Consider the following 25,738-nt stretch of genomic DNA (forward strand, 5'->3'; position numbering starts at 1 on the left):
AGGGAACTGGTAATAGGGAATTTGATGAGTTTGTATTCATAAGCTACATGGTAAATCTTAAATTGCCAAATTGTCTGTATAAAGCTTAATTTTCCATAGAGTATCATACACTTAATATGATCAAAACAAAGGGATATTGAGATTAAGGGTAAAGATGCACCTATTCGGTGAAAAGTATACTGCTATAATTAAAGAAGTTTTAAATTTTAGATAACCTATTGAAAATAATTAGGTAAGATCAATGGCTTATAGTGATTTTAGCTTAACTAAGTTTAAGAAAACTTTTAACATTACAATTAAAGAAGAAATTGATTTATTTGCTACCGTAGAACCTATAGAAATCAGCGAAAAGTTAACTAACACTTTAGAAGAAACTACAGAACTCGCGTTAGCAATAAATACGGAAAAAGCACGCTCAGAAATGATTATTACGCCAATTTTATTAGAAGTTAGACGTAAAGCTAATTATCAAATTAGTTTATTTTCTGGTACAGATTTTAATGTTGATATTGAGAGAGGTTTAAATGGTTATTGTGATTTTGTTATCAGTCGTTCTAGAGAACAGTTAACAATTAATGCTCCTGTACTAATTATTGTAGAAGCTAAAAATGAAAATATTAAAGGTGGTTTGGGTCAATGTGCAGCAGCAATGTTAGCAGCACAGTTGTTTAATGAACAGGAAGGTAATGAAATTAAAACTATTTATGGGGCTGTGACAACAGGAGATATTTGGAAGTTCTTGAAGTTGGAAGGGACTGATATATTTATTGATTTGAATAATTATTATATTAAGGAGTTAAACAAGATTTTAGGTATTTTGTGTCAAGGAGTTTTGGGTTAAATTTAACCTCCTCCGGTGCTGCACTCCACGCTCTAAAATAATGAGGATGTTTTATAATAGTGTAGAGACAATAATTATATATATAGGAAATAGAATAAATGTACAATTCTCAAGAACTTTTTATAAAAGATGCTCAATCCTGTGGTTCAAACTATTATTCATATGAATCACTTCAACCACACAAAATTTCTGTAGCTTATGCAATATATCAAAAAGCAAGACAAGGTTCTATCTTAGGTTTTTCAGTTGTTGGTCGGTGGAAATTGAAAAATGAAATGGAAAATATTCTACTTCCTTCAGATGAAAGCTTCCCTAGCATAGATGATTCAATGAAAAATAACCTATTAACTTTAGATGAAGATTTTACCAAAGAAAGTGGATGTATCTTAGATTCCGAAAATTGGACACTTATTGCTAATGATGCCTGGATAATAGGAGGGATTCATGCAAATACTGATTTCCATTTTGCATCTCCACTAAGATGGAGTAATCTCTGGGATAATGATAGAAAAAGAATGTATATCACTGCTAGAGAAATTATAGGTATTACATCTTTTGGTTATAAAATAATTAAGCCAAATCCAAAACTTGAAGCAGTAGCATTATGTGTTGACAAAAATAAAGCAATGAGCGCATCTTTAGTGAAATATAAAGACAAACTAGAAGTGTGCCAGCAATACAAAGCATTACAAATATTTTTTAAATCCCTTGCTTCCAATATAGTGATTTGGGACAAATAGGGTAATTTTTGTATTATTTAAAACAAGCCAAAAACCAATTTAAAAGTTGAGGTAATAATCCCCAGTTATTATTTTAGCAATCTTTAATTCATAACTATCTTTAGGTAAATCTATGAACATCTACTATATTTCACCTTGAATCACTTTTTCTAAAAAAGTTTCTAATAGACGTGCATCACTCTTTCTTTCAAAAGTTTTTGGAATTTTTGATTGATCAATAATACATATTTTGTTTTCTTTAAATACCCCAACACATAGTTTTTTTTCGGAGATGTCTACTGAATTTGCTGAAAAATGCTTTTTAAGCTCTGATTTGTTCACAAATTCGTTCCATCTATCTTGTGGACTTTTATGTGTATTTCCCCCTGAATAGGAATAGTTTGGTGGAAAAATTAATACAACCTTATCAAGGCAATTTAATTTGACTATTGTATTTATTTCTTCTATCAAACCGTCTGTTCCTTTAGGAATTAAAAAAATTAATTTTGCATCTTTAATCAAGTCTTCTATTACTTCTTTCCAATTTTGGCTGTCTAAATAGATCAAGGTAGTGTTTACTGGTTGCAATATTAGTTCTTTTTCATTGTTAGTTTCAAGTTGCTTAGGATTTGCTGTTGCAATCAGTGGACTTGAAATAGGATTGCTAGGACTGCTATATAATAATTTACAAATTATTTCTTCTATATAAGCAGTATAACATCTTATTACTGATACTTCTATGGGTGAATTCTCAAGACCATACACTAATATATTATCATCTTCAAAAGCCCGAAGGTACAAATATAAGTCTGCTTTTTTTAAGTTTTCTTCTGATATTATTGTATCTTCTTGATGGTTAGATAAATTATCTTTCTGAGATTCATATTTATAAATTTTATTACCTAATTTATCAAGTTCTATTACTATTATTGTTTGTAATGTATAAGCTATAAATAACCACACATAGAATAAGAAAACCAAACCCATCATCTCGGGTTTAAAGAAAATGAAAGCAAGCAAGAATAAAAAAGCAATATTAAGCACACAATATATATATATTTCTACCTCCTTATCTTTAAGATTGGCTATTTTTTGATCAATTTTTACTATTAATCTCTCTTTAACTTGAGCAGAATTGGATCTTATTATAGAATTGGATCTTATTATATTTATAATCTTCTCATTCATATTTTTTTCACTGTAAGAATTTAAGTATGCGAAACCCAATCACAAAGGAATTTTTAAAATTGAGTTTACTTTTTTAATATACCATTAGTTGCAATAACGATCCTATTGGCGAGGTTCTTCATTACATACATATTATTCTAAATTGGGTTCACCAAAAGCATGAAAGCCTTATCCTGTAATGAAAACTAAACTAGCATTATTTATTAAAATTTTAGTTTTTTTCATGGGTTTTGGCTTTTTGACTTTATTTTTGAACACAGTTTTGATGTTTAATTAATAGTTGGCCATACTAGGTACTGAAGAACCATTGGCGAAATATTAGTTAAAAAAAGGATAAACTTGTCCAAGAAACGCATAAGTGTTTTAAAGACAAGTATCAAGTATAAGGTTAAACTAAACCATCAATTACATCAATTACCTTTTGAGCTTGTTCCAAGTCACTTTTTCTTTCATCATTCGATAAATCCAAGTAGTGAGTTTTCATTTGACGTTTCCATCGCTCAACCTTGTCGGCAGGAATTGTAACGCTTCCATCATCATTTAACGTTGATACCTCAAAAAGATAGGTCATCCAATGTGACCAAATTTCATGTTGCAAATCTGCTAATTTTTCAAGCATATTACCCTCATGTAAATACAAAATGCTATATCCGTTCTTTGTTTACTAAGTTCCAGTAGTGAATACCAAGAACCGTCAACTTGCAAGATTTTGAATTCATTGCGGCATAATACATATGATCTTCGCCAACAGGAACAACTAAATTTACTCTATTGTACTTCTGCAAAACTCTAAACTTTGCTACATTATCTTCGTTAGGATTACCACTATCTGACTCATAACTGGGATCAAGCTGAAACTCTTGACTAGGATCAGAAAAAAAGGCTGTAATCATCTTGAGTTCAGACAATGAAATTGGAGGTTGAACTTTTCTAAGAGTGGTAAAAGTCTTAACGTTTGTTTTAAAGACTGGCCTTTGTTCCCAAGGACCTAGTGATTGGTCAATATGAGCATAGACACTACCAGGAGTTATATCACCAACAAGATTTGCAGCACTACCATTGAGAGCATCAACCAATAAGCTGGTAAAAATACCTGCTCCATTTCTTTCTGTTGCAGATTGATCTGCGGTTGATGCTGTTAAAATTGTCATGCCTTCTTTGAGAATTGCTTTGTCATCTTTAATTTCAAGTATACCTATCTGGCCTGAATGACAACAGTCAACTACAATTACTCGATTTCTTGCTGGAGAGTTATTAGCAATTGATAAAAGCTCATTCATTGATAAGCCATCATCGCCACTACTACAATCAGAAGTAATTAAATATCCTCCCGTAGATTCTAAATATCCATGACCAGCAAAATAAAAAAAAGCTACATCATTATTATCTTTAAATAATTCAACAACTTTGTCTTTAAGATATTTGCGACTAATTGATGAACTAGCATCCGTAGCCACTAATAAATTAATACCAAAGTTTAATGTCCCATCGGAATGTCGTTCTAAAACGCTTTTTACGTTGTAAGCATCATAAACACATCCTTGTAAAGATTGGATGTTGTTATAATAGTTGATTCCAACAATAAGTGCTTTTCTCATCCCAGTTCCTTTATAGCTTTAACAATAGATGCACCTTGCCATTTGACAATTACATCTGCATTATTTGTAACTATTGCTGAAGTTCTTTCTGCTCCCCAAGGCTCAATAGCGATAATTGGTTTGCCAAAAGCTTTGGATATTTCAATTTCTTTATATATCCATTTACTGTAAGTCGAATAAACACCAGCCAAAATTAACACACAGTTCGTACCAGATATTTTATTTTTGATTGCTTCGTAGAGGTCTTTGTCAGTACCATTAGTGTGAATTGGATCACTTTTGGGTACTGAATGATTATAGTAACTAAGATTTTGACTATCTAAAATGTTAATAAGCTTTTCATAAGCATCAATATATGTCCATGAATGGCTTATAAATAACCTATATTGCTTAATCACAAATTTTTTCTCCTTTAATTACAAGCAACAAAAAAAAACGGATAACTGATAACTTACTTACTTTGTTTCTAGTCGTGTGAACTTTAGCTTTATAGCTCCCTTTCCTGACGCTTTACCACCTGCTATCAGCTTAACTTCTCCTTCTGCACTGATTTCAACGGATAATTCAACCTCTGTTAATTGCATAACGGAAGTTTTACCAGATGTTTGATCTATTTGTGCTTGCTGTTCTGCTTGCTTGAACAACCGACCAACTACTTGCAGAAAGTCAGTCATTTTCTTTTCCAATTCTGCTGGGTTCAGCTTGACCTGTTTTAAATCAGATATTTGCTTTTGAAAGTTTTCTCGAAAACCTCTCTGTCCTTCAAGAGTGGTTTTGGCTGGTTCTTCTGTATCCTCAGTTACAATCCAAATGTAGTCTTGTGACATATAAGCAGTTTTATCGTCAAATTTAGACAAATTCTATAATATCATACCAGAATCCGGCTAATACACAAAATACATTCAATTTTTCCACAAAATTACACATAGTTGAAATAAACGCCTTGTTATTTTCGACTACTCATTATCTCCCCCTCCAGGAATTATCACCAACACCACAGTGAGAAGCGATCGCTAAATCCCACACTTGTAATAAACATCTCACTTATTGACAATAATAAAGCCCTAAAACCAATAGAACGATATTCACACGGGATTAGACAAACTGATTTATGAAGGGTTTAGCTGTATATCAAAGTGGTATTCCTTTGCTTAAAGGTGTCTCTCAAGCTCGTTACTCTACTACTCCACTACCAATACCAATGGTTGTTTGACCTCCTCTCCCGTCTTCCTAAAAGAGCCGCACCCAAATAATATTTAAAGGTTGCAAATTTCAATTTATTATAAAACTTAAATAAGTCGTTTATATTTAATCGATCACCAATGACTAATATAACTGTTGATTCTATTCTTGATTCTGCTTTAACAGATACTAATATATCCCCGGATGATGCAGTATTTTTATTAAAACAGACCAGTCCAGAAGCAATTACACAAATTCAGGCTACAGCAGACCAATTACGACAAAAACAAGTCGGAAATACGGTTACTTATGTTATTAATCGAAATATTAATTTTACTAACATCTGTGAACAACATTGTAGTTTTTGTGCATTTCGGCGCGATGATGGTGATCCAGATGCTTACTGGTTAAACTGGGGGCAGATTTTGTCAAAAACTACAGATGCAGTGCGTCGAGGAGCAACTGAAATCTGTATGCAAGGAGGACTACACCCAGAAGCGCGAATAAATGGCAAGTCTTTAACTTACTATCTGAAACTGGTAGAAACCATCAAAAGCGAATTTCCTCACTTACATTTACACGCTTTTTCACCCCAGGAAATCCAATTTATCGCTAGATTAGACGGAATTTCCTATACTGATGTCATTATAGCTTTGCGGGATGCTGGTGTCGGTTCTATGCCCGGAACAGCCGCAGAAGTGTTAGATGATGATGTGAGACGGGTATTATGTCCAGAAAAGATTAATACAGCAACTTGGTTAGAAATTGTCAGTACAGCCCATCAATTAGGTGTACCTACTACTAGTACCATATTATCTGGACATATTGAAACTCCAGAACAACAAATAGGACATTTAGAAAAATTGCGATCGCTCCAACAAAAGGCAATAGAAACAGGATATCCTGCTAGAATTACTGAATTTATTGTTTTACCATTTGTGGGACAAGAAGCACCCAAATCGTTACGCAGACGGGTAGGAAGGAATCAACCAGTGTTAACTGATTCCCTGCTGTTAACCGCTGTCGCCAGAATTTACCTGGGAAATTATATACCCAATCATCAACCAAGTTGGGTAAAATTAGGACTGGCTGGGGCTACAACGGCCTTAAATTGGGGTTGTAATGATCTTGGTGGGACTTTAATGGAAGAACATATTACCACCATGGCCGGGGCTATAGGTGGTACTTGTATGGAAGTAGAAACGTTACAGAATGCCATAACATCTATAAACAGACCTTACCAGCAACGAGATACTTTATATCGAGTCATGGAAAATTGGGGAGAACTGATAATAGAGAACTGATAATTTTTAGTAACTATACCGATTCAAGATAGGATAGACGTGATTTAGTTTTTTTTACTTAATGCTTATGAAAAGCTATTGGTCGCGTCTGCTTTCTTTAGTTTTAGTTTTAGTTATCGGCTTAATTGGCTGTAGTGGTAGTCTTGATAGTTTAACTGGGGATTATCGTCAAGATACCTTAGCTGTAGTCAATACCTTGAGACAAGCTATAGAATTACCACAAGGTTCTCCTGAACAGGCCGCCCTACAAACAGAAGCCCGTCAAAAAATTAACGATTTTTCAGCCCGTTACCAGAGAAATAGCGCTGTTGCGAGTCTTAGCTCTTTTACAACCATGAGAACAGCCCTCAACTCCCTTGCGGGACATTATAGTTCTTATCCTAACCGTCCCGTTCCTGAAAAACTCAAAAAACGTCTAGATGCAGAATTTAAAAAAGTAGAAGCATCATTAAAACGTGGCGCTTAATTTAAACTGCGAGGATTGTTTTTTGATCACTAAAATTAAATATAGGAATCCTCAATAATTTCTTAACAACAATATCCCCGACTTATTTAAGAAGTCGGGGATATGAAATTCCTAACTTTCAAAAATCAAATAGGAGTCCCATAATGACTCAAGTAAAAATTAAACTGACCGTTGAAGAATTTCTCGCACTTCCCGAAAATGATACTACTTATGAGTTTGTTGACGGTGAAGCTATACCTAAATATAAAAATCAGCAAATGTCTCCTAAATTTTTTCATGGCTCAACCACAGGAGCATTATTTATATTATTTATAATATTATCTACATGGGCGCAAGCAAAAGGTCGTGTTGTTGTGGAATGGGCTATCAAATTAACTAAAAATCAAGAAATTTGGATACCCGTCCCTGATTTAACTTATGTTTCCTACCACCGTCTTTCTGCTGACTGGCTTGAAGATGAAGCTTGTCCTGTTATACCAGAATTAGTGATGGAAATTATTTCTCCTGGTCAGACTTTTGGAGATATGATTGAAAAAGCCATTTATTATCTCCAAGCGGGGATTTTATTGGTGTGGATAGTAGATACAATCTCTCAAACTATCACTGTTTTTACACAATCTTCTCTTCCTGCGACTTTTCGAGAACATCAAATTATCACTCATGAAATATTACCAGGATTAGAAATAACTCCTCATACCATTTTTCGTGCAATGGTTTAATTCGTTAATTTAAGTTTCAAACCCCACCCCCAACCCCCTCCCCGCAAGCGAGGAGGGGGCTATGATGTATTTGACATCATTAGGAAACGCCATGTCATACATCAATTAATCATTAGTAATCTTTTTTCTAAATAAAGCCCTATATACTGGTTCACCTTTATTGAAGGTGGCTATTTCCCGTTCTGTGGGAACTGGAAGGGGATTTTCCGCTAACCATGTTGTTGTTCCTAGCTTTTCAAATGCAGGATGTTCGTCAAAGCGATCGCACATTTCCTCTGCTACAAATTGTATATCAGATTGGAGAAAAACAACACCACCCAAAGCTAAATAATTGGCTAATTCTGTTACCAATTCCGGTTGGACTACCCGACGTTTCGCGTGACGATTTTTAAACCAAGGATCAGGAAATTGAATTGTTACTTTTTGTAATCTTCCTGATGGTAAATTTGATAATAAGGAAACTAGGGAGTTATTCACATTCGCAAACATATAATGTAAATTTTTTAAACCCATTTCCTCGCGGATTCTATTGGCTTCTACTACTAACGGTTCTCGAATTTCTAAGCCTAAAAAATTCCAATTTGCTTCTATTTGCGCCATTTTCAAAACAAATCTACCCTTAGCACAACCAATATCTAAATGTAGTGGTAGGTTTGGTTGTGTATAAATACTTTCCCAGTCTGGAGAAGCGGTTGGGGTTTGAAATTTACTCGCAAGGGGGTTAACGTGCTGACGAACTCGAACAGGTGACAAAATTTACTCTCCTAAAAAAACAAAATCTTTAACAAATGTATACAAATATTATTAAGTCTAAATATTTCCACACTAGTATACACAGTCAGGGTTATACTTTGAGAATAATAATTTTTTCCACTAGATTTTTAACATTTTCTTAACCCAATGAAACTCAATTTTCGGTTTGCTATAGTTAGCGATTTACACATTGCGCTTCCTGAAACTATTTGGGATCACCCTAGTCGTTTTCATTTGGTAGAGGTAAGTGTTCCGGCTTTTGATAGTGTTTTAGCACATTTAACCCAATTAGATTTAGATTTTTTGTTGATCCCTGGAGACCTAACCCAACATGGTGAATCAGTAAATCACAAATGGTTACAAAATAGGTTGTCTCAATTACCTTTTCCATCTTACGTGATTCCTGGTAATCATGATATACCTGTTTTGATGCCTAATGAACAATCCATTAGTTTTGCAGATTTTCCCTATTATTACCAACAGTTTGGTTATGAAAATCCTCAACAACATTATTACAATCGTCAGATATTCCCAGGGGTGAGATTAATCGCTCTTAATTCTAACTCATTTAATGATCAAGGTCAGCAAATAGGAAGGTTAGATAATCAACAATTTCAATGGTTAAAAGGGGAATTAGCAGCAATTGAGGATGATTTAGTTTTGGTAATGATTCATCACAATGTGGTTGAACATTTACCGAATCAGTCTTGTCATCCCATGGCGAATCGTTATATGCTAGAGAATGCAGCAGAACTTAGGCAATTATTACAAGACTATGGAGTTAAGTTAGTATTTACAGGACATTTGCACGTTCAAGATATCGCTTGTTCCCAAGGGATATATGATATTACTACTGGTTCTTTAGTTAGCTATCCTCATCCCTATCGGGTATTGGAATTTAACCGAGATGAATTAGGTAGGGAATCTTTACAAATTGTTTCTCATCGTGTAGAATCAGTACCAGATTTTCCCAATTTACAAACACTATCACGAAAATGGATGGGCGATCGCTCTTATCCATTTGTACTCAAATTATTAACTTTACCTCCCCTGAGTTTACCATTAGACCAGGCACAAATACTAGCACCCGGTTTACGGGATTTTTGGGCGACTATTGCCGATGGTGATGCTATGCTAGAGTATCCACATTTCCCCATTCATGTCCGTCGTTACATCGAAGAATATAGCGCGGTTAATGGTGGGAACACAGCTTTCATTGATAATCACAGTACGCTTTTAATTGGTCATTAGTCATTAGTCATTGGTCATTAGTCATTGGTCATTAGTTAGTAGTTAGTAGTTAGTAGTAAATTACAACGGACAACGGACAACGAACAACGGACAACGGACAACGGACAACGGACAACGAACAACGGACAACGGACAACGGACAACCGACAACCGACAACCGACTCCTATTCTTCAAGAGAACGACAAATAGCAAATACGGAAGTATAACCATGTACGAAAGTTCTACCACTTACAGGACCGATTTCACCACCGCAGAAACAGCCACCAAGGGGTATATCATGGAGATAACGGCTAAAAAGTTGGGAATCAAAATTAGGTTGGCCATAAAGCCCTATTCCCCGTCCTAAACAGGTAAACATCAAAGCCCCGACAGGAGACGGTTGACTAGTATTTTCATTTTCATTTTGATATTCTTGGAGTAGATTTTCTAAATCTTGGGACGAAGCCTCCGCTTCCCGCAAGTGAAATTGTAACCTTTGACCGGCACGAATGCGATCGCTAATGGCGATCGCCCCAGCTTTAGGGTCTACCCCCAAAATATTACGAATTAAAAAATCCCCCGAATGTAAATTAATTCTAAATTCATCCATTGCTAAACCGACAAATAAAGAATGTTGTGCTAAAGTTCGATCTTCTTCACTCAAACTACTAATTAAATTTCGCAATACCATTAAAGGCACTTTTTCATCCAACTCTAAAATAATATTTCGTTCCGCTTTAGTGACTTGTAATGGTTGACCAATGGGACGACAACCTTGGGAAACAATAGTATCTAAGACGATATTGCCAGTTAAAGCTATACCTACCGTACCTTCTCGACATAACTTATCATTACAAAATAAACCCACAGGACCATTCATAAAGCCGCCGCTGGCCCGTCCTCCTACCACCACCGAACCTGGATAAGCAAAATCTAACCCCTGCAATAGATCATTAGTTGCTGAACCAAAAGGACTGGAAAAAAGAATGAATTGGGGTACTGGTAACGGTGGTACACCCACTAAATCAATCCAAGCATTGGGGGAACTATCGGAATCTGGCAATTCTTCCGCTAAAATATGAAAAGGTCGGATTTTTACACCGGGAAGATGGGCTAAAGTCAGACTTAGGGCGGGTTCTGCTTCTATTTCTTCCGTTTTTCCTGTCTGTTTCCTGCCAATTACACCCCCTGCACTACAACCAATTAATACGGGTACAGAAAGTTTTTCTGCCAATAAAGGTAAAAGCCTTGTATACTCACTCATAAAAGCAGAAGAAATGAATACCAGCCCTAAATCCGCTGGTGCTGTTAAAGATGCCACAGCTTGTTCTATGACATCGTTAATAGCCGCTTCTAAAGAAGAACGGGTTGATAAAGCATTTGTCCACTGCATTTGATCTGGCATGAGTTTTTGGTGTGTTTCTGTTTTGAGCTTAGTTGAATATTTTAACTAAGTTTGTCACTTGGTTGGTGATTAGGGAACAGGGAACTCTATGACAAGGGAACAGGGAACAGGGAACAGGGAACAGGGAACAGGGAACAGGGAACAGGGAACAGAGAACTCTATGACAAGGGAACAGGGAACAGGGAACAGGGAACAGGGAACAGGTTTTGGACAACTTTACTTTTCTTTACTTATGTCGGTTTTTTTCCCTCACCTACTTACAATTAGGTTAACTGTTTTTGATAAAAATAAGACTTACTCAACTGTCACAAAAAATGATCATCCTTTATTTGTAGTCAGGGCTTTAGCCCTGATCTTATATTTGTAGTCAGGGCTTTAGCCCTGTGTTCTCATAGTTGATCGAATTACCTCACCCCAGTTTTAAAGCTAACTTATGTTTTTGGAATTGTAAAGTTTAATTGCAAGAATTTCCAATTCAATTTAAAGTTGTTATCCTAATAATTGAAGCCGATCAGGCTTCCCTGGCAGATACAACAGCTAGAGAGAAGAAAAGAGAAGTAACACAAGTTAAGCAAGAGGTAAAATCGCTGTTTAATTCACATCTGTCTCGTCAACAGACAACGACACCCGACGCGAAAGCTGATATTCCCTCAGATGAATGAAAATCAGGGGGCGCTGTTACTGGTTTTCATCACTTGTTTATCGAGTTGGTGAAAGGTAGTACATCCCTAGCTAGAGTCAACAAGAAAGGGGAATCAACAGGCTAGTAGATGTGGGTGTTGTTGTTTGTTTATAACTTTGTACTAAAATTGAATAGAAAAAGTCAAATATTAGTGAAATAATAGTAAATCACAAAAATCTAGTCAAATATAGTTATTTGTCTAGATTTGTGAGGTAGGAATGTGATGTGATATAAATATCTCTATTATCTTTAATAATGTAAATTTATGCCTAGAACTGCAAGTGAATATGCTGTTTTTCTGCTTTTAGACAGTGGACATCGAGAAGAGGTGCGTTTTCCTACTATTCAAGAATTTCAAAAGTGGTACAGTGGTGAACTTGTGCCAAAATCTACTTCTAACGATTTTATTAGCGTACCGATTAAGAATATTCAGGGAGAATATATGGTAATACGTCCGTCTAAAATTGCGGGGATTAGGGTAGAACCTGTTTTTAATTCGAGTATGGAAAGATGATGAGAAAAAACCTGACTTTATTTGCTTTCACTCTGGGAATTGCTTTTATAAATCCATTTTCGTCAGTTTTCGCCCAACTTCCGATTCCACAGCCAATACAAGTCCCTCCAGCTACTCCCGAAACACCACCCGCAGGTTTACCACCGCTACAAAAGGTGGATATAGATACTGTTTGTATTCCTCAAAATTGCTTGGGTTGGGACGAACAACTTTGGGGTCAACAGGGGGATAAACAAGCACTAATAACTGCAATAGATAACAGTTTACGTTATCTGGAAAGCAATAGAGCGATCGCAGCTTATCAAACTTACCCAATTACAGAAATTACTTTAGATCGGGTACGTCGAAGTTTGGTAAGATTTCGGGAAGTGGTAATTAGTTCTCAGTCAGCAGCAGAATTACAGGCCGCTGTGCGTCGGGAGTTTGTCTTCTACCAGTCTATAGGCAATGATAATAAAGGGACTGTGAAATTCACAGCTTATTATGAACCTGTGTACACTGCTAGTCGAGTCAGGACTTCTGTATATAAGTATCCTCTCTATCGTCTACCCAAGGACTTTCAGAAATGGCCAAAACCCCACCCGAAACGAATTGATTTGGAAGGGAAAAATGGTTTACTAGGTAATAGAAGCAGGTTAAAGGGTTTAGAAATTGTCTGGTTTAGTAATCGTTTAGAACCATACATGATTCATATCCAAGGTTCTGCCCAAATTAGATTAACTAATGGCCAAAGAACATCTGTTGGTTATGCTGGAGGAACGGATTATCCTTGGACGAGTATCGGTAAAGAATTGGCAAAAGATGGTAAACTACCCCTTAGCGGCCTAACTATGCCGAAATTAATTAGTTATTTCCGGCAAAATCCTAGACAGTTAAACAATTATTTACCACGTTGGGAAAGGTTTGTTTTCTTTGCGGAAACTAACGGTAGACCTGCTACGGGTAGTCTTCTCGTACCTGTAACCGCTGAACGTTCTATTGCTACGGACAAAGATATTATGCCTCCGGGAGCATTGGCACTAATTGTCAATTCTTTTCCCTATCCTAATAGTAGTGGCAAGTTGGAATCTCGTCTAGTGAACCGTTTTGTTTTAGATCAGGATACCGGTAGTGCAATTAAAGGACCAGGAAGGGTTGATTATTTTATGGGTTCTGGTCAATTAGCTGGCGATCGCGCTGGTATTTCTGGCGGTAATGGTTTACTATTTTATTTATTACTGAAAGAGTAAGCAACAGCCAAGAGGCAAGAGAAAAACTTTATTTTCTGCCTCTTGGGGATAGTATGTCAATCTTTTTTAATAGGGTGGATAATCAAGTTCATCATCATCTGCATAAACATAGGAATTACTAATACCAGCCATTTCCGCTTTAGAACTTTCTGGTTTAACTACTTCCTTGCCAAATTCTTTGTATTCTTCAAAAGCTTTATGAATCATTTCCGATTCTGGGGAATCTGAAGCAATCATATAATCTGTAAAGGTTGCGACTGTAGGATGTTTATAATCTACAGTTGCAGCCACTAAAGCTGTATTCGGTTCAATTCCTCTTTCTTCTGCTTCAATTATCGGGCAATAAATGCCATGGGCATGAAATAATGGTCCTTTGGGAGTGACTGGTTTTTTTTGAAAACCGGCATAAGCTTTTTCTAATTCTCCCGCAAAACCGCCTGTAATTCTCCCCTGTTGATATTCCGCGTAATTTTTCCCAAAACTAGCACAAGCTGAACCACTCAGAGTTAATTGTAATGGTGATTGGTGCAAAAACTTTTTATCTTCAGCGACTAAAAAAATTATATGCCGGGTAAAGGTTTTAAATTTCAGTTTATCCGCTAAAAAAGCATCGTAATTATCTTTAAAAGTTCCTAATTTAATTCCCGTTTCTCGGTCTTTCACAGATAACGGACCACGACGGACTATAACTAGTCTGGGCGTAGTCGTTAGAAATACTGTATCTACTTCTCCAGAACTAAAGGTGTGCTGTATCTCTTGCCAATTATCATCGGGTTTGAAACCAACAGCTTGGGCATTTTCAAGTTTAATCGCTAAACCATAACTTTGTAAACCTTCTTCATCATAGCGAGGACTGATCATTTGACACCAGGGGACTACTTGAGAAGGTGGGGCGTTAAATTTTTCGTCTTCAAAGTCAAATTTAGCAGATGCTTTCATGATTTTAGAATATCAAAGTGTTTAATTTTATTTTACCTATTGTACCATAGTGGTACTAGTTAGATCCAGAGTATCAGCTAAGGCGGTTAAGGATTAAGCTGTTGTTGAAAAAATCGTCGAGATAAGCTGAAATAAATATCAGAGAGTTGTTGACTAGGGTGGGTTGGAAGCCCACGGCCATACCATTATTCTCTCAAATGGAAAGATTAACATAAAAATAAAGCGATCGCTCACCATGATACAGGAAAAAATCGCTTTATTCTGATAATTCATATCATGATATAGCATTTCCCGGTCTAATAAAATACGAAATCATCTGCGTCTATCTGCGTTTTATGATCACTGCTTGTACCTCACTTTGAGTAGTAATTGCTATATATACCATGAATTTCTCTCTATTGACGAGTGATCACCAAATTTGAAGTTAGGGTAATATCTAAATCTTGTTCTGGTCTGAGGACAAAAACATCGGCTTTTTGTTTCCGTAATAATACACTAGCTAAAGCCCCCGCTGCTGCGCCACCAACAGGTTCTAAAACCTCAATTTTCTTGTTACCTGTCACCAAAGAAATCAGAGTAGCCGCACCCGCACCAATAGCCGCGTCAGTCAATATTTGTCCAGTGCTTGAACCTTTAGTAATTGTTTCTGTTTGGGTGATAGTTTTAGAGTTAGCAAAAATCTGTAATCTTTGTCCAGAAGGAAATACTAATTCTCTGGCTACAAAGCGTACACCTTGACGGTTATTATTAGTAGATACCCCATTTAATCTTACTGGTTGTAATTCACCGATAACTTGAGTATTAGCAGGAATTAAAATATTTCTGTTACTATCAGTTATATTGTCGGCTATTTTCAAAGTTAAGGCTAATGTTTCTCCAGGTTTGACAATAACTTTCTCTTTTTCGTAGGTGACAGGTAAAGTTACATTAGCGGGGATACTAATTGTCCGCGACTGATTGAGATTAAATCCTTGGGCAAAAACAGGATTAAATGATAGTATAGGCATAGCTATACCTGTTGTCATGGCTATGGCCATAAGTGCAGCGGTACTAGATTGCCAACGCATAGAATTATTCATGATAGGATTGGATTGTCAATAGTATATGATAGGTGAGATGACGTGGATTAACTCAGATAGTTTCTGAGCCGTTCCTATATTATTGCATTTTTTTTAAATCAATGATCATTTCTGATTTTTAATTTGGATTTCGATCAAATTTATTGGGTTACGCTGTTGTAACCCAACCTAGAAAATATTTGCTAATTTGCTAATTAATTACTGGTTTCCAAATCCTTTACCTTTGCTGTTAGAGGGAACACAAAGACAATTTTCTAACTGCTGGAGTAAGGTTTTGCTATCTAAATTTTGACCAATTAGCACTAGCTGATTTTGCTTTTTGTTTTCATTTTTCCATTGATCATCATCAATAGTAAAGCGTTTACCGCAAAGATGGAAAATATGACGTTGCGGACTTTCCTGAAACCACATAATTCCCTTAGCACGAAAGACATTTGTAGGTAATTGATTATCTAAGAAATATTGAAATCTTCTAATAGAAAAAGGTTTATCACTTTGGAAGGAAATAGATGTAAAACCGTCATTTTCTAAATGGTGAGAATGATCATGATGATGTTCGTGATGTTCATGTTCACAATGGGAATGATCATGATGTTCGTGTTCACAATGGGAATGATCATCATGTTTTTTCGTGTGGGAATCAAAGTATTTATCAGATTCAAACAAACCAACACTCAGAATTAAAGGAAGTGGAACTTGAGATTTTGTAGTCCGAATAATCCGCGCTCCTTCTTTAATATTATTGATTTTTTTCTCCAATTCCTGTAGAGTGGTTTCATCAACTAAATCTGTCTTATTAAGAATAATGACATCACCATAAGTAATTTGACTTAAAGCAGCTTCAGAATTGAATAAATCTAAGCTATAATTGGCGGCATCAACTACGGTAATGATAGAATCTAATCTGGTTAGATCTCGTAATTCTGAACCCAAAAATGTCATGGCTACTGGTAAAGGATCTGCTAAACCAGTGGTTTCGACAACTAGATAATCTAGCTTTTCTTCCCGTTCTAAAACTTTGTAAACAGCATCAACTAAGTCATTATTAATGGTACAACAAATGCAGCCATTACTCAATTCCACCATGTTTTGATCAGTGGAAACAATCAATTCATTATCAATACCAATTTCTCCAAATTCATTCACTAAAACAGCAGTTTTCACACCTTGCTGATTTGTCAAAATATGGTTGAGTAAAGTAGTCTTACCGCTACCGAGAAACCCGGTAATAATAGTTACTGGTAAACCTTTTTTAGTAAGTTCCATGGTCTGAGAGTCGGAATTAACTATTGTTTGCATGGTGGAAAGTGAATTGTTGATGTATTTTAGATTTTATCTTAATTTTGTCCACGAGAGTAACATATTTACATACCAGCTTGAAAAATTTGGTTAGCAGTTAAAGTTAATTCGGGGAAAGTACGTGAAACTATAGTTTGATTTCCTCTAAATTGACTCACTTGATATTCCCCATTGATTAAGTCATAGATAGAAATAGTTGGTTGTTTAGGATTTCCAATATAGGGAGTTCCTCCTAATGCTAAATAATCAACAATCCAATATTCAGGAATACCAATTTCTTCATAATCTTTGACTTTTGTTAAATAATCAACACGCCAATTTGTACTCACAACTTCAATCACTAAGGGAATTGATGTACCTTGGATCAGGGTAGATTCTTTTTCCCATAATGGCTCATTGATTAAATTATTGGGATTTACAAGTAAAACATCTGGTGAGTAAGCAGACTGATTTTCAGGTGGTTTAACTAAAACAGTTTTTGCTATACCATAGGGTAAGTCTAAACGTGTAGATTCTGAGTTTATTTTTCTATTCAAAAAAATGATAATCCATTCATGCTTGCCTGATGGTTGATTCATTTCAATAATTACTCCATGATGTAATTCATAATACTTTCCCTCTGGTTTCCATTCCACAAATTCCTCAAAAGTGACTGATTTAGTTTTGGGTAATGCTTGAATCATACTTTACCTCCAGGTGTTGACAAGATTAGCAAGTATTACTAATAAGTAGGTTGGTGTGAAAAATTGTCGTTATGGGGAACAGGGAACTCTTAACTGGGAAGACGTTTTCAGCAACTTTACTTTTCGTTACTTATGTCGGTTTTTTTCCGTTCACCTACTTAATAGTTAATAGTTATTAGCTACTAAGATTTTCAACTATAACAAAATTCATCCATAAACTTACTCCATGCAGCTTGATCTTAATCTGGGATGACACCATTGTCATCAAATTGCGTTATCATTATTAATCGTCAGATGCCTTATCCCTCTATTATGACCCTATCTATTTACAATACTCTCACCCGTCGTCAAGAGCAATTTACCACCGTCGAACCTGGAAAAGTGAAAATGTATTGCTGCGGTGTGACAGTTTATGATTACTGCCATTTGGGTCATGCTAGAACGTCTATTATCTGGGATATAGTGCGTTCATACCTGAAGTTTATTGGCTATGATGTGTATTACATCCAAAATTTTACGGATATTGATGATAAAATTCTCAAACGGGCTAGAGAAGAAAATTCCTCCATGGAAATTGTCGCAGAACGCTACATTAAGGCGTATTTTGAGGATATGTCGCGGTTAGGAATTAAAGAAGCTGACGAATATCCCCGCGCTACACATACAATGAATGGGATTGTGCGATTAATTCACGATTTAGAGCATAAAAGTTTTGCTTATCCCGCTGACGGTGATGTCTATTATGCGGTACAGAATTTTAACGAATATGGTAAACTTTCAGGACGCAAATTAGAGGATATGCAAGCCGGTGCGAGTGAAAGGGTAAATATCGAAGACGCGGAATATCAAAAGAAGAAATACCCCTTTGATTTTGCTCTGTGGAAGGCTGCAAAACCCGGTGAACCTGCGTGGGAGTCTCCTTGGGGAAAAGGCCGCCCAGGATGGCATATAGAGTGTTCTGCCATGGTGCGCGATCGCTTGGGTGATACAATAGATATTCATGCTGGTGGTGCTGACTTAATTTTCCCCCATCATGAAAACGAAATTGCTCAATCAGAAGCGGTAACTGGCAAACCTTTAGCCAATTATTGGTTACACAATGGTATGGTTAAGGTAGACGGTGAAAAAATGTCCAAATCCTTGGGTAATTTTATCACAATTCGCCAATTATTAGATCGTGGCATAGACCCAATGGCGGTAAGATTATTTGTCTTAATGGCACAATACCGCAAACCCATAGATTTTACTGATGATGGCATATTAGCAGCAACCAATGGCTGGCATACCCTCAAAGAAGGTTTACTTTTCGGTTATCAACATGGTAAAAAATTAAAGTGGGATGAGTCTAACCAAATCCAAAATCTGAAATCTCAAATCCAAAATGCGGAGGTGGAGAGATTTAAAGCAGCAGTGAATGATGATTTTAATTTCCCCGGTGGTTTAGCAATAATTTTTGAATTAGCCAAAGAACTAAATCGAGAAGGAAATATTATTATACATCAAGGAAAAACAGAAACACCAGCCAATGAATTACTGCAAAAATGGCGAACTCTAATTAGATTAGCAGATGTTTTAGGTTTAACCGCCCAACCAGAAGTAGAAAATCCCGTTAATCATGGTATAAATGATGTTGATATTGAGGAGTTAATTCAAAAAAGACAGGTAGCAAGAAAAGCCAAAAACTTTGCAGAATCTGATCAAATTCGTGATCAACTATTAAAAAAAGGTGTTACCTTAATAGATAGCAAAGAAGGAACACGCTGGCACAGAGGGTAAATTTTAATTTGCTTATAGAACATATTTTCTCTGAATAATTAACCGCAGATGAACGCAGATAAACGCAGATTAATTACAGCTTGGTATCAGCATACCATAGATTATTGGCATTGCTGAATTGGGGTATGAAATTGAAAAATCAAAAAAATGAAACTCTTACTCTCTGCGCCTGGAGCACCTCTGCGTGAAATAAAATCATACTCTTAATCAGCAACGCCAGATTATTTTTGTAGTCAGATGCACTGCATTTAATTTCTATAATTATATTGGACAAGTAGCGGGCAAGATGCCCGCACCACAAGATTTAGCTATATTAAGATTGTCCAATTTAGCTGTGTAACAGCTTACTTTGGCTCGAAAACTGCTGTAATTCTCAAAAACTATGGTTTTCAACCTAAAGGTGGTTTACCTACTTGCGAGCAAAATGTTTTTCCATTACTGCTAAAATCATAGGTGCTGCTACACTACCACCACCACCACCGGAATGTTCAGCAAAAGCCACCACTAAAATTTCTGGTTTATCAGCGGGTGCATAAGCACCAAACCAAGCGTGATTTTCTTTAACTCCTCGTCTCCAAGCTTCCGCAGTTCCACTTTTACCCGCTACTGGGGGAAGAGTAGGGGTATTTAATACCTTACCTGTGCCTTCGCTAACTACCTTCCTTAATCCAGCACGCAAAACGTTAACGGTTGTGGGTTTGAGATTTAATGATTCTCTCCAACTTTTAGCTTCTTCATTATCCTTGAGTAAATGGGGTTGGACACGATAACCACCGTTAGCAGGTACAGCAAACATGACAGCGACTTGTAAAGGTGTAGTTTGTAAAGCTCCTTGGCCAATGGACATATTTATAGTATCACCCACAGTCCAATCTCTTTTCCATACCTTCTGTTTCCAATTTTGATCGGGAACTAAACCTTTAGCTTCCTCTGTAGTAAATTCAAAACCAGTTTTTTGACCAAACCCATATTTACGAGTCCATGAAATCAATGTCGGTCCGCCAACCCGCTTCCCAATTTGATAAAAGAAGGTATCACTACTCCACTGTAGCGCTCCCACAAAACCCAGTGGTCCAAAACCAGCATGATTCCATTCACCAAATCTAGTCCCACCAATAGTTAAAGAACCATAGGTTTGTAATACTGTATCTGGAGAAAATTGTCCCGATTCTAGCGCCGCTGTGGTGGTGACAATTTTAAAGGTACTAGCGGGAGGAAAGGCGCTAATAGCACGATTAACTAAAGGATGTTCCGAACCTTGGAGACTTTCCCAATCTTTTTGGGAAAGTTTTTGTTTAGAAAAGATATTCGGGTCAAAACTGGGATGAGACACCATTGCTAAGATAGCACCATTTTTAGGGTCAATTGCTAGTATTGCTCCATTTCGATTACCTAAAGCCTTTTCTGCGGCTATTTGCATCTCTAAATCTATAGTCAAATGTAGATCATTACCAGATTTTGCTTGTTTAGTTCCCAATACTCGGAGGGGTCTACCGCTACCATCTACTTCTATTTGCTGACCTCCCCACTCACCTCTTAACAATTTTTCATAAGCCTTTTCTATACCCATTTGACCCATCACATCACCCAATCGGTAGCCTTGGGCTTTCTTTTTTTCCAACTGTTCAGCCGTAATTTCTCTGGTGTATCCAAGTATATGAGCTAACTCTTTACCATAGGGATAATAACGAACAGCCTCCGTATTTATTTCCACACCTGGGAGTTCATTTCCATACTCCCTTAATGCTGTAACTTGGGCTTCATTTAAGTTGTGAGCAATACGAATCAGTGAAGAAGGATTAACAGCAGATTCTTGAAGAGTTTTTTCAATCTCTGCTTGGGGAATTTCCAGAATTTGCGCTAGACGTGGACCGACGACAGACCAAGAGGATTTTCTATGTGCCATAGGCCATAAATATACAGACCGAGGATAACGAGTGCTGGCTAATAATTTACCATTTCTGTCAAAAATATTACCTCTTTCTGGTTGTTTAGGAATAATCCGCACCCGGTTAGATTCTGCGCGTTGACGATGTTTCGCTCCTTGTACTATTTGTAAATAGACCAATCGAGCGCCAATACCAGATAACATTAATAATGTGAATAAAATTATAAATGTAGATTGGACACCACGTCCAACGGTGCGCGTATTTTTTTGACTACTAAGCAATAGTGGTAAAATAGCCATAGGACTAAAAGAAATTTGGGGTTAAACAGGGAAAAATTAACAATTGACAATCATATTAAATATGAGATGAGGTCATTGGATTAAATATTAATTATGGCTGAAACTGCGATCAAAAATCAAAGGGATTTAAAATCCTCACAGACACTTGATGTTGAATTATGCAACGTATTTAAGTTTTTTAACCAAGAACCTGCAGTACAGGGTGTAGATTTGAATGTTAAAAAAGGAGAGTTTTTTAGTATTTTAGGTCCATCTGGTTGTGGAAAGACAACCACACTGCGCTTAATTGCTGGATTTGAAAGAATTGATGCTGGTAAACTATTGATTCAGGGTCAATTAATGACCGATATTCCTCCTTATCAACGGCCTGTTAATACTGTATTTCAAAGTTATGCCTTATTTAATCATTTAAATGTGTGGGAAAATATTGCCTTTGGACTGCGATTAAAAAAAGTATCCAAATCAGAAATTAATAGTCGCGTCACGGAAGCTTTAAAACTTGTCAAAATGGAAAGATTGCGATCGCGTGTTCCTCATCAACTCTCAGGAGGTCAACAACAACGGGTAGCACTAGCAAGGGCTTTAGTTAATCGTCCCGCAGTGGTCCTATTAGATGAACCCTTGGGAGCATTAGACCTAAAACTTCGTAAACAGATGCAGGTTGAACTATCCAATCTTCACCAAGAGTTAGGATTAACCTTTATCATGGTGACACATGATCAGGAAGAAGCGCTATCCTTATCTGACCGCATTGCTATGATGAATCAAGGCAGAATAGAACAAATTGGTACTCCCAGTCAAATTTACGAAAATCCCCAAACAGTTTTTGTAGCTGATTTCATCGGTAATACTAATTTATTTAGTGGTAAAATTGTCGAAATAGACGCAGAATGTGTGAAAATTGAAACAAAAACCGGATTAACCATGATTGTTAATCGCTGCGAACAAACACCCCTAGAAAAATCCCAAAATGTAGTAGTTAGCGTCCGTCCCGAAAAAATCCAACTTTCCCTATATCCACCCAACATACCCATAAACTGCTTTGCTGGAAGGTTAATTAATATCATGTATTCAGGTACTCATGTTAATTATACCATAGAATTAATCAACGGTATGAACATTAATGTTTTACAACCGAATACATTCACTAACTTACTAGAAAGGAATACAACCATTTATACTTGGTGGGAAAAAGCCGACTGTTTAGCTATTAGTGAAAATAACCAACTTTAATTGATTTGCGGTCAATTATCCTCAGAATAATATCTCATGAATCAATTATCAAAACTCAATTTCCCCCAATGATTAACAGACGTAAACTTCTCAAAAAAATCGCAGTTTTTTCCACCTTATCTTTAGGTAGTTGTGGTTGGAGACTAGCCAATGTAGGCTCAAAGGATATTAACCCTAATCAAAGTGATAAACTATATATTTACACCTGGACACAATATACAGATAAAGAACTACTAACAACCTTTACCAGACAAACAGGGATGAAAGTAATAGCAGATGTATATGAATCCAATGATGTCATGTTAGCGAAATTGCAAGCTGGGGGAAGTGGTACTTATAGTATTATTTATCCATCAGATTTTATGGTACAGAAAATGGCAGAAAAAGGATTATTAGCAGAAATAGATCATCAGCGATTAATCGGACTAGATAACTTATTTCCACAATTTAATAATCCCATTTATGACCCCAAAAACCGTTATAGTATTCCCTTTAATTGGGGAACAACAGGGTTATTATACAACTCGGAAAAACTCTCAAATCCTCCCGAAGATTGGGAATATCTGTGGCAAAATCGAGATAAATTAAATAAATTGATTTTGATAGTGAGTATATCAATTTCCCTTGTCATTAAATTTGGTGAAGCAACACCTAAAAAATAACAGCAATTACAATTAAATTATTACTGATGTTTATGAAGATGTCTCCTTTGTCAAAACTTTTAACCTAAACACTTTAGATATACTAGATATAGGTGAAGTGAAATTCATACTTTCATAGGACTTACGCACGAGTCACTGAATAAGGAACCACAGAGGCACAGAGAACACAGAGGAATAAGAGTTTGAGGAATATTTTGCGTAAGTCCTGTTTCATTTACCAACACCGGAATTAGGATCTTGATTATAACTAGTTACAGCCTGACGGAGATTACCCAAATGTGCAGCTAATAGTTCCTTACCCGCTTCCTCATCTAAACCCGTCCAGTGCATTAATAAAGATAACTTCACCCATTTACCGCTGCGTTCTAGTAAAAAACCCGCCGCTTCTCGATTTAAGCCCGTCAAGTCTTGTAGAATCCGTAAAGCGCGATCGCGTAACTTTTGATTAGTCACAGCGACATCAACCATACGATTACCATAGACCTTACCGAGTTTGACCATTACCCCAGTGGAGAGAGTATTTAAAGCCAATTTTGTTACAGTTCCCGCTTTCAAACGAGTAGAACCAGCCAAAATTTCTGGACCTGTTAACAAACGAATATCAATATCAACCTCAATAGTGACTTGTTCAGCGGGGACACAAGCTATAAAAATAGTTTTAGCTCCGCGTTGACGAGCAGCATTAATAGCACCGTGAACAAAAGGTGTTGTTCCTCCCGCAGTAATACCGACAACCACATCTAGTTGGGTAATTTGTCGTTGAGAAATCGCACTTTCCCCATCTTCAGATCGATCTTCTAAATCCTCAGAACTGCGAACCAATGCACCAGCGCCACCGGCAATAATTCCCTGTACCAACTCGGCCGGAGTGCAGAAAGTAGGTGGACATTCAGCAGCATCTAATACTCCCAATCTGCCACTTGTCCCTGCACCCACGTAAAATAAACGTCCCCCTTGACGTAACATCTCCGATGTCAAATCAATAGCTGCTGCTAATTGAACTTTAGCTGCTGCTACTGCTGCTACTGCTTTGTGGTCTTCATGATTAAATAACTCCACCAATTCCAGGGAATTGAGTTGATCTAAATTGAGACTATTAGGATTAACTTGTTCCGTGAGTAGATGGCCGCGTTCCTGGAAATTTGTCATCTTGTATATTCTGTGTCAGTGGTAACAAATCAATAGTCAGTTGTCATTTACTGCTCATGACTAATGACCCATGACAAATCATAATAGCCCTTCCAGTTGACGACGAATGCTGTCCAAATCAGAATTAGCTTCCGGGACAGATGAACCTGTGTCTAGGAAATCTTTTCCAGTATATCCCATTTCAGCTTCAGCTTGCCAGTCAGTTTCTTCCACGTTCATTGCTGGAGGAATCGCTAACTCACTATTTTCGGAAATAATTTCCCAATCATAGCCGGCACTTTCGCAAAATTCCTGAACATCAGCAGCATCCATCATTTCCACTGTTGGTACAGCGAAGTCTTGAGCTTCCAACATTAAAGCATAGCGAGTAGCATCATCTTCTGATTCAAACATGAGGATTTGATTACCTTCTAACCCTTGGCCATTGGCAATGCGAACGCTGTGAATGCCCTCATTATCCGTACCAGCATTAAAAATTAGTACAAAAACACGCATTATCCATCCTTTGATTTCTTGTCTAACTTATATTAGAGTTCTAGGTTGTGCATTTGCAAAAGTCTGAGATCATTTTTGTCGGATTTTCAGGACTCACAGCTAAACTAAAAGATTTTCCAATTATATAGTTAATTAACCATAAGTTTTTTAAATAAGAATTTGACAAAAAAGGTAAAGTCGAATAATTGCCCCTCCATTCTCAATAATCTTGAGAATATTCTCAATAAATCGACGAAAAAAGTTCATTTTCGGGCTTGACTTTCTCAACTATTTTTTTTAAAATAATTTTTGATAGAATCTGCTTGGGCTTATGTGCTACAAATTTCTAAAATTATCAGAAGATAGTTCTTCCTGGTCATTTCCATGATAACAGATTAAAAACTCCTAGTCAATACCTTTTCTGC

At 36.5% G+C, this 25,738-nt stretch carries 26 protein-coding genes and 1 pseudogene; 13 read left to right on the top strand and 14 right to left on the bottom strand.

Annotated elements, in window-relative coordinates; all coding sequences use genetic code 11:
• The first annotated feature begins 241 nt into the window (after window positions 1-241).
• Together ACIR310F_RS0105060 and ACIR310F_RS0105065 are read left to right on the top strand one after the other, a co-directional pair.
• Complete coding sequence (locus ACIR310F_RS0105060) at window positions 242-841, top strand: hypothetical protein (RefSeq protein WP_028082878.1); 600 nt, start codon at window positions 242-244, stop codon at window positions 839-841.
• Window positions 842-939: 98 nt separating this feature from the next.
• Window positions 940-1,581 carry a hypothetical protein gene (locus tag ACIR310F_RS0105065; RefSeq protein ID WP_028082879.1) on the top strand — a complete coding sequence of 214 codons (642 nt, stop codon included), beginning with the start codon at window positions 940-942 and terminating at the stop codon, window positions 1,579-1,581.
• A 123-nt stretch (window positions 1,582-1,704) separates the two neighbouring features.
• On the opposite strand, the gene ACIR310F_RS0105070 is transcribed toward ACIR310F_RS0105065, so the two are convergent.
• From ACIR310F_RS0105070 to ACIR310F_RS0105090, 5 genes are all read right to left on the bottom strand, one after another.
• A complete protein-coding gene (locus ACIR310F_RS0105070) occupies window positions 1,705-2,748 on the bottom strand; it encodes a hypothetical protein (RefSeq protein ID WP_028082880.1) in 1,044 nt (347 codons plus the stop codon).
• A 388-nt stretch (window positions 2,749-3,136) separates the two neighbouring features.
• Window positions 3,137-3,367 carry a hypothetical protein gene (locus ACIR310F_RS0105075; protein WP_051289476.1) on the bottom strand — a complete coding sequence of 77 codons (231 nt, stop codon included), beginning with the start codon at window positions 3,365-3,367 and terminating at the stop codon, window positions 3,137-3,139.
• A 25-nt stretch (window positions 3,368-3,392) separates the two neighbouring features.
• The gene (locus ACIR310F_RS0105080; RefSeq protein ID WP_028082882.1) at window positions 3,393-4,346 is read right to left on the bottom strand and encodes a caspase family protein; all 954 of its coding nucleotides are present in this window, start codon (window positions 4,344-4,346) and stop codon (window positions 3,393-3,395) included.
• Window positions 4,343-4,744: a TIR domain-containing protein gene (locus tag ACIR310F_RS0105085; protein ID WP_028082883.1), complete on the bottom strand. Its 402-nt coding sequence runs from the start codon at window positions 4,742-4,744 to the stop codon at window positions 4,343-4,345. Before ACIR310F_RS0105085 ends, ACIR310F_RS0105080 begins: the two co-directional genes overlap by 4 nt.
• Before the next feature lie 57 nt (window positions 4,745-4,801).
• A complete protein-coding gene (locus ACIR310F_RS0105090) occupies window positions 4,802-5,173 on the bottom strand; it encodes a Pepco domain-containing protein (protein ID WP_028082884.1) in 372 nt (123 codons plus the stop codon).
• Between the two features lie 495 nt (window positions 5,174-5,668).
• Between ACIR310F_RS0105090 and cofH the strand changes: the two genes are divergently transcribed.
• From cofH to ACIR310F_RS0105110, 3 genes are all read left to right on the top strand, one after another.
• On the top strand, window positions 5,669-6,832 hold the full coding sequence (gene cofH / locus ACIR310F_RS0105100; protein ID WP_028082885.1) for a 7,8-didemethyl-8-hydroxy-5-deazariboflavin synthase subunit CofH: 1,164 nt from the start codon (window positions 5,669-5,671) through the stop codon (window positions 6,830-6,832).
• A 67-nt stretch (window positions 6,833-6,899) separates the two neighbouring features.
• Window positions 6,900-7,298: a photosystem II protein Psb27 gene (gene psb27, locus ACIR310F_RS0105105; RefSeq protein WP_028082886.1), complete on the top strand. Its 399-nt coding sequence runs from the start codon at window positions 6,900-6,902 to the stop codon at window positions 7,296-7,298.
• Window positions 7,299-7,441: 143 nt separating this feature from the next.
• Window positions 7,442-8,017 (top strand): Uma2 family endonuclease, encoded by a 576-nt coding sequence (locus ACIR310F_RS0105110; RefSeq protein WP_028082887.1) that lies wholly within the window; start codon window positions 7,442-7,444, stop codon window positions 8,015-8,017.
• A 105-nt stretch (window positions 8,018-8,122) separates the two neighbouring features.
• Here the strand turns inward: ACIR310F_RS0105110 and trmB are convergent, their stop codons facing one another.
• On the bottom strand, window positions 8,123-8,770 hold the full coding sequence (gene trmB / locus ACIR310F_RS0105115) for a tRNA (guanosine(46)-N7)-methyltransferase TrmB (protein WP_028082888.1): 648 nt from the start codon (window positions 8,768-8,770) through the stop codon (window positions 8,123-8,125).
• Between the two features lie 147 nt (window positions 8,771-8,917).
• On the opposite strand from trmB, the gene ACIR310F_RS0105120 reads away from it, so the two are divergent.
• Window positions 8,918-10,021 carry a metallophosphoesterase family protein gene (locus tag ACIR310F_RS0105120; RefSeq protein ID WP_028082889.1) on the top strand — a complete coding sequence of 368 codons (1,104 nt, stop codon included), beginning with the start codon at window positions 8,918-8,920 and terminating at the stop codon, window positions 10,019-10,021.
• Between the two features lie 164 nt (window positions 10,022-10,185).
• Here ACIR310F_RS0105120 and ACIR310F_RS0105125 read toward each other — a convergent pair whose 3' ends face one another.
• Window positions 10,186-11,406: an FIST signal transduction protein gene (locus ACIR310F_RS0105125; protein ID WP_028082890.1), complete on the bottom strand. Its 1,221-nt coding sequence runs from the start codon at window positions 11,404-11,406 to the stop codon at window positions 10,186-10,188.
• Between the two features lie 88 nt (window positions 11,407-11,494).
• Here ACIR310F_RS0105125 and ACIR310F_RS21615 point away from each other — a divergent pair, with 88 nt between their 5' ends.
• The 4 genes from ACIR310F_RS21615 (at window position 11,495) to mltA (ending at window position 13,831) form a co-directional block, all read left to right on the top strand.
• The gene (locus ACIR310F_RS21615) at window positions 11,495-11,773 is read left to right on the top strand and encodes a hypothetical protein (protein WP_051289477.1); all 279 of its coding nucleotides are present in this window, start codon (window positions 11,495-11,497) and stop codon (window positions 11,771-11,773) included.
• 91 nt (window positions 11,774-11,864) lie between these two features.
• Window positions 11,865-12,068 carry a hypothetical protein gene (locus ACIR310F_RS0105135; protein ID WP_028082891.1) on the top strand — a complete coding sequence of 68 codons (204 nt, stop codon included), beginning with the start codon at window positions 11,865-11,867 and terminating at the stop codon, window positions 12,066-12,068.
• A 285-nt stretch (window positions 12,069-12,353) separates the two neighbouring features.
• Window positions 12,354-12,602, top strand: coding sequence for a hypothetical protein (locus ACIR310F_RS0105140; protein ID WP_028082892.1), 249 nt, complete (start codon window positions 12,354-12,356; stop codon window positions 12,600-12,602).
• Entirely contained in the window at window positions 12,602-13,831 is a 1,230-nt protein-coding gene (mltA, locus tag ACIR310F_RS0105145) for a murein transglycosylase A (protein ID WP_028082893.1), read from the top strand. The genes ACIR310F_RS0105140 and mltA overlap by 1 nt, the downstream gene beginning before the upstream one ends.
• A 66-nt stretch (window positions 13,832-13,897) precedes the next feature.
• Here mltA and ACIR310F_RS0105150 read toward each other — a convergent pair whose 3' ends face one another.
• The 4 genes from ACIR310F_RS0105150 to ACIR310F_RS0105165 form a co-directional block, all read right to left on the bottom strand.
• Window positions 13,898-14,770, bottom strand: coding sequence for a DUF5895 domain-containing protein (locus ACIR310F_RS0105150; protein WP_028082894.1), 873 nt, complete (start codon window positions 14,768-14,770; stop codon window positions 13,898-13,900).
• Window positions 14,771-15,165: 395 nt separating this feature from the next.
• Window positions 15,166-15,849 (bottom strand): hypothetical protein, encoded by a 684-nt coding sequence (locus tag ACIR310F_RS0105155; protein WP_028082895.1) that lies wholly within the window; start codon window positions 15,847-15,849, stop codon window positions 15,166-15,168.
• Between the two features lie 198 nt (window positions 15,850-16,047).
• Window positions 16,048-17,148: a CobW family GTP-binding protein gene (locus ACIR310F_RS0105160; RefSeq protein WP_028082896.1), complete on the bottom strand. Its 1,101-nt coding sequence runs from the start codon at window positions 17,146-17,148 to the stop codon at window positions 16,048-16,050.
• Window positions 17,149-17,213: 65 nt separating this feature from the next.
• Window positions 17,214-17,831, bottom strand: a complete 618-nt coding sequence (locus ACIR310F_RS0105165; protein WP_028082897.1) for a Uma2 family endonuclease — start codon at window positions 17,829-17,831, stop codon at window positions 17,214-17,216.
• Window positions 17,832-18,143: 312 nt separating this feature from the next.
• Here ACIR310F_RS0105165 and cysS point away from each other — a divergent pair, with 312 nt between their 5' ends.
• Entirely contained in the window at window positions 18,144-19,607 is a 1,464-nt protein-coding gene (gene cysS / locus ACIR310F_RS0105170; RefSeq protein WP_028082898.1) for a cysteine--tRNA ligase, read from the top strand.
• Between the two features lie 409 nt (window positions 19,608-20,016).
• Here the strand turns inward: cysS and mrdA are convergent, their stop codons facing one another.
• The gene (gene mrdA, locus ACIR310F_RS0105175) at window positions 20,017-21,795 is read right to left on the bottom strand and encodes a penicillin-binding protein 2 (protein WP_028082899.1); all 1,779 of its coding nucleotides are present in this window, start codon (window positions 21,793-21,795) and stop codon (window positions 20,017-20,019) included.
• Window positions 21,796-21,888: 93 nt separating this feature from the next.
• Here mrdA and ACIR310F_RS0105180 point away from each other — a divergent pair, with 93 nt between their 5' ends.
• Both ACIR310F_RS0105180 and ACIR310F_RS21620 read left to right on the top strand, forming a co-directional pair.
• A complete protein-coding gene (locus tag ACIR310F_RS0105180; RefSeq protein ID WP_028082900.1) occupies window positions 21,889-23,028 on the top strand; it encodes an ABC transporter ATP-binding protein in 1,140 nt (379 codons plus the stop codon).
• A gap of 68 nt (window positions 23,029-23,096) precedes the next feature.
• Window positions 23,097-23,639: pseudogene (locus ACIR310F_RS21620) on the top strand (ABC transporter substrate-binding protein); the annotation flags it as partial.
• Between the two features lie 261 nt (window positions 23,640-23,900).
• Here the strand turns inward: ACIR310F_RS21620 and murQ are convergent.
• Window positions 23,901-24,839 carry an N-acetylmuramic acid 6-phosphate etherase gene (gene murQ / locus ACIR310F_RS0105190; RefSeq protein WP_028082901.1) on the bottom strand — a complete coding sequence of 313 codons (939 nt, stop codon included), beginning with the start codon at window positions 24,837-24,839 and terminating at the stop codon, window positions 23,901-23,903.
• 78 nt (window positions 24,840-24,917) lie between these two features.
• Entirely contained in the window at window positions 24,918-25,334 is a 417-nt protein-coding gene (locus ACIR310F_RS0105195) for a DUF3110 domain-containing protein (protein WP_028082902.1), read from the bottom strand.
• Window positions 25,335-25,738 lie beyond the last annotated feature (404 nt).

The organism is Dolichospermum circinale AWQC310F (assembly GCF_000426925.1).
Classification (GTDB): domain Bacteria; phylum Cyanobacteriota; class Cyanobacteriia; order Cyanobacteriales; family Nostocaceae; genus Dolichospermum; species Dolichospermum circinale.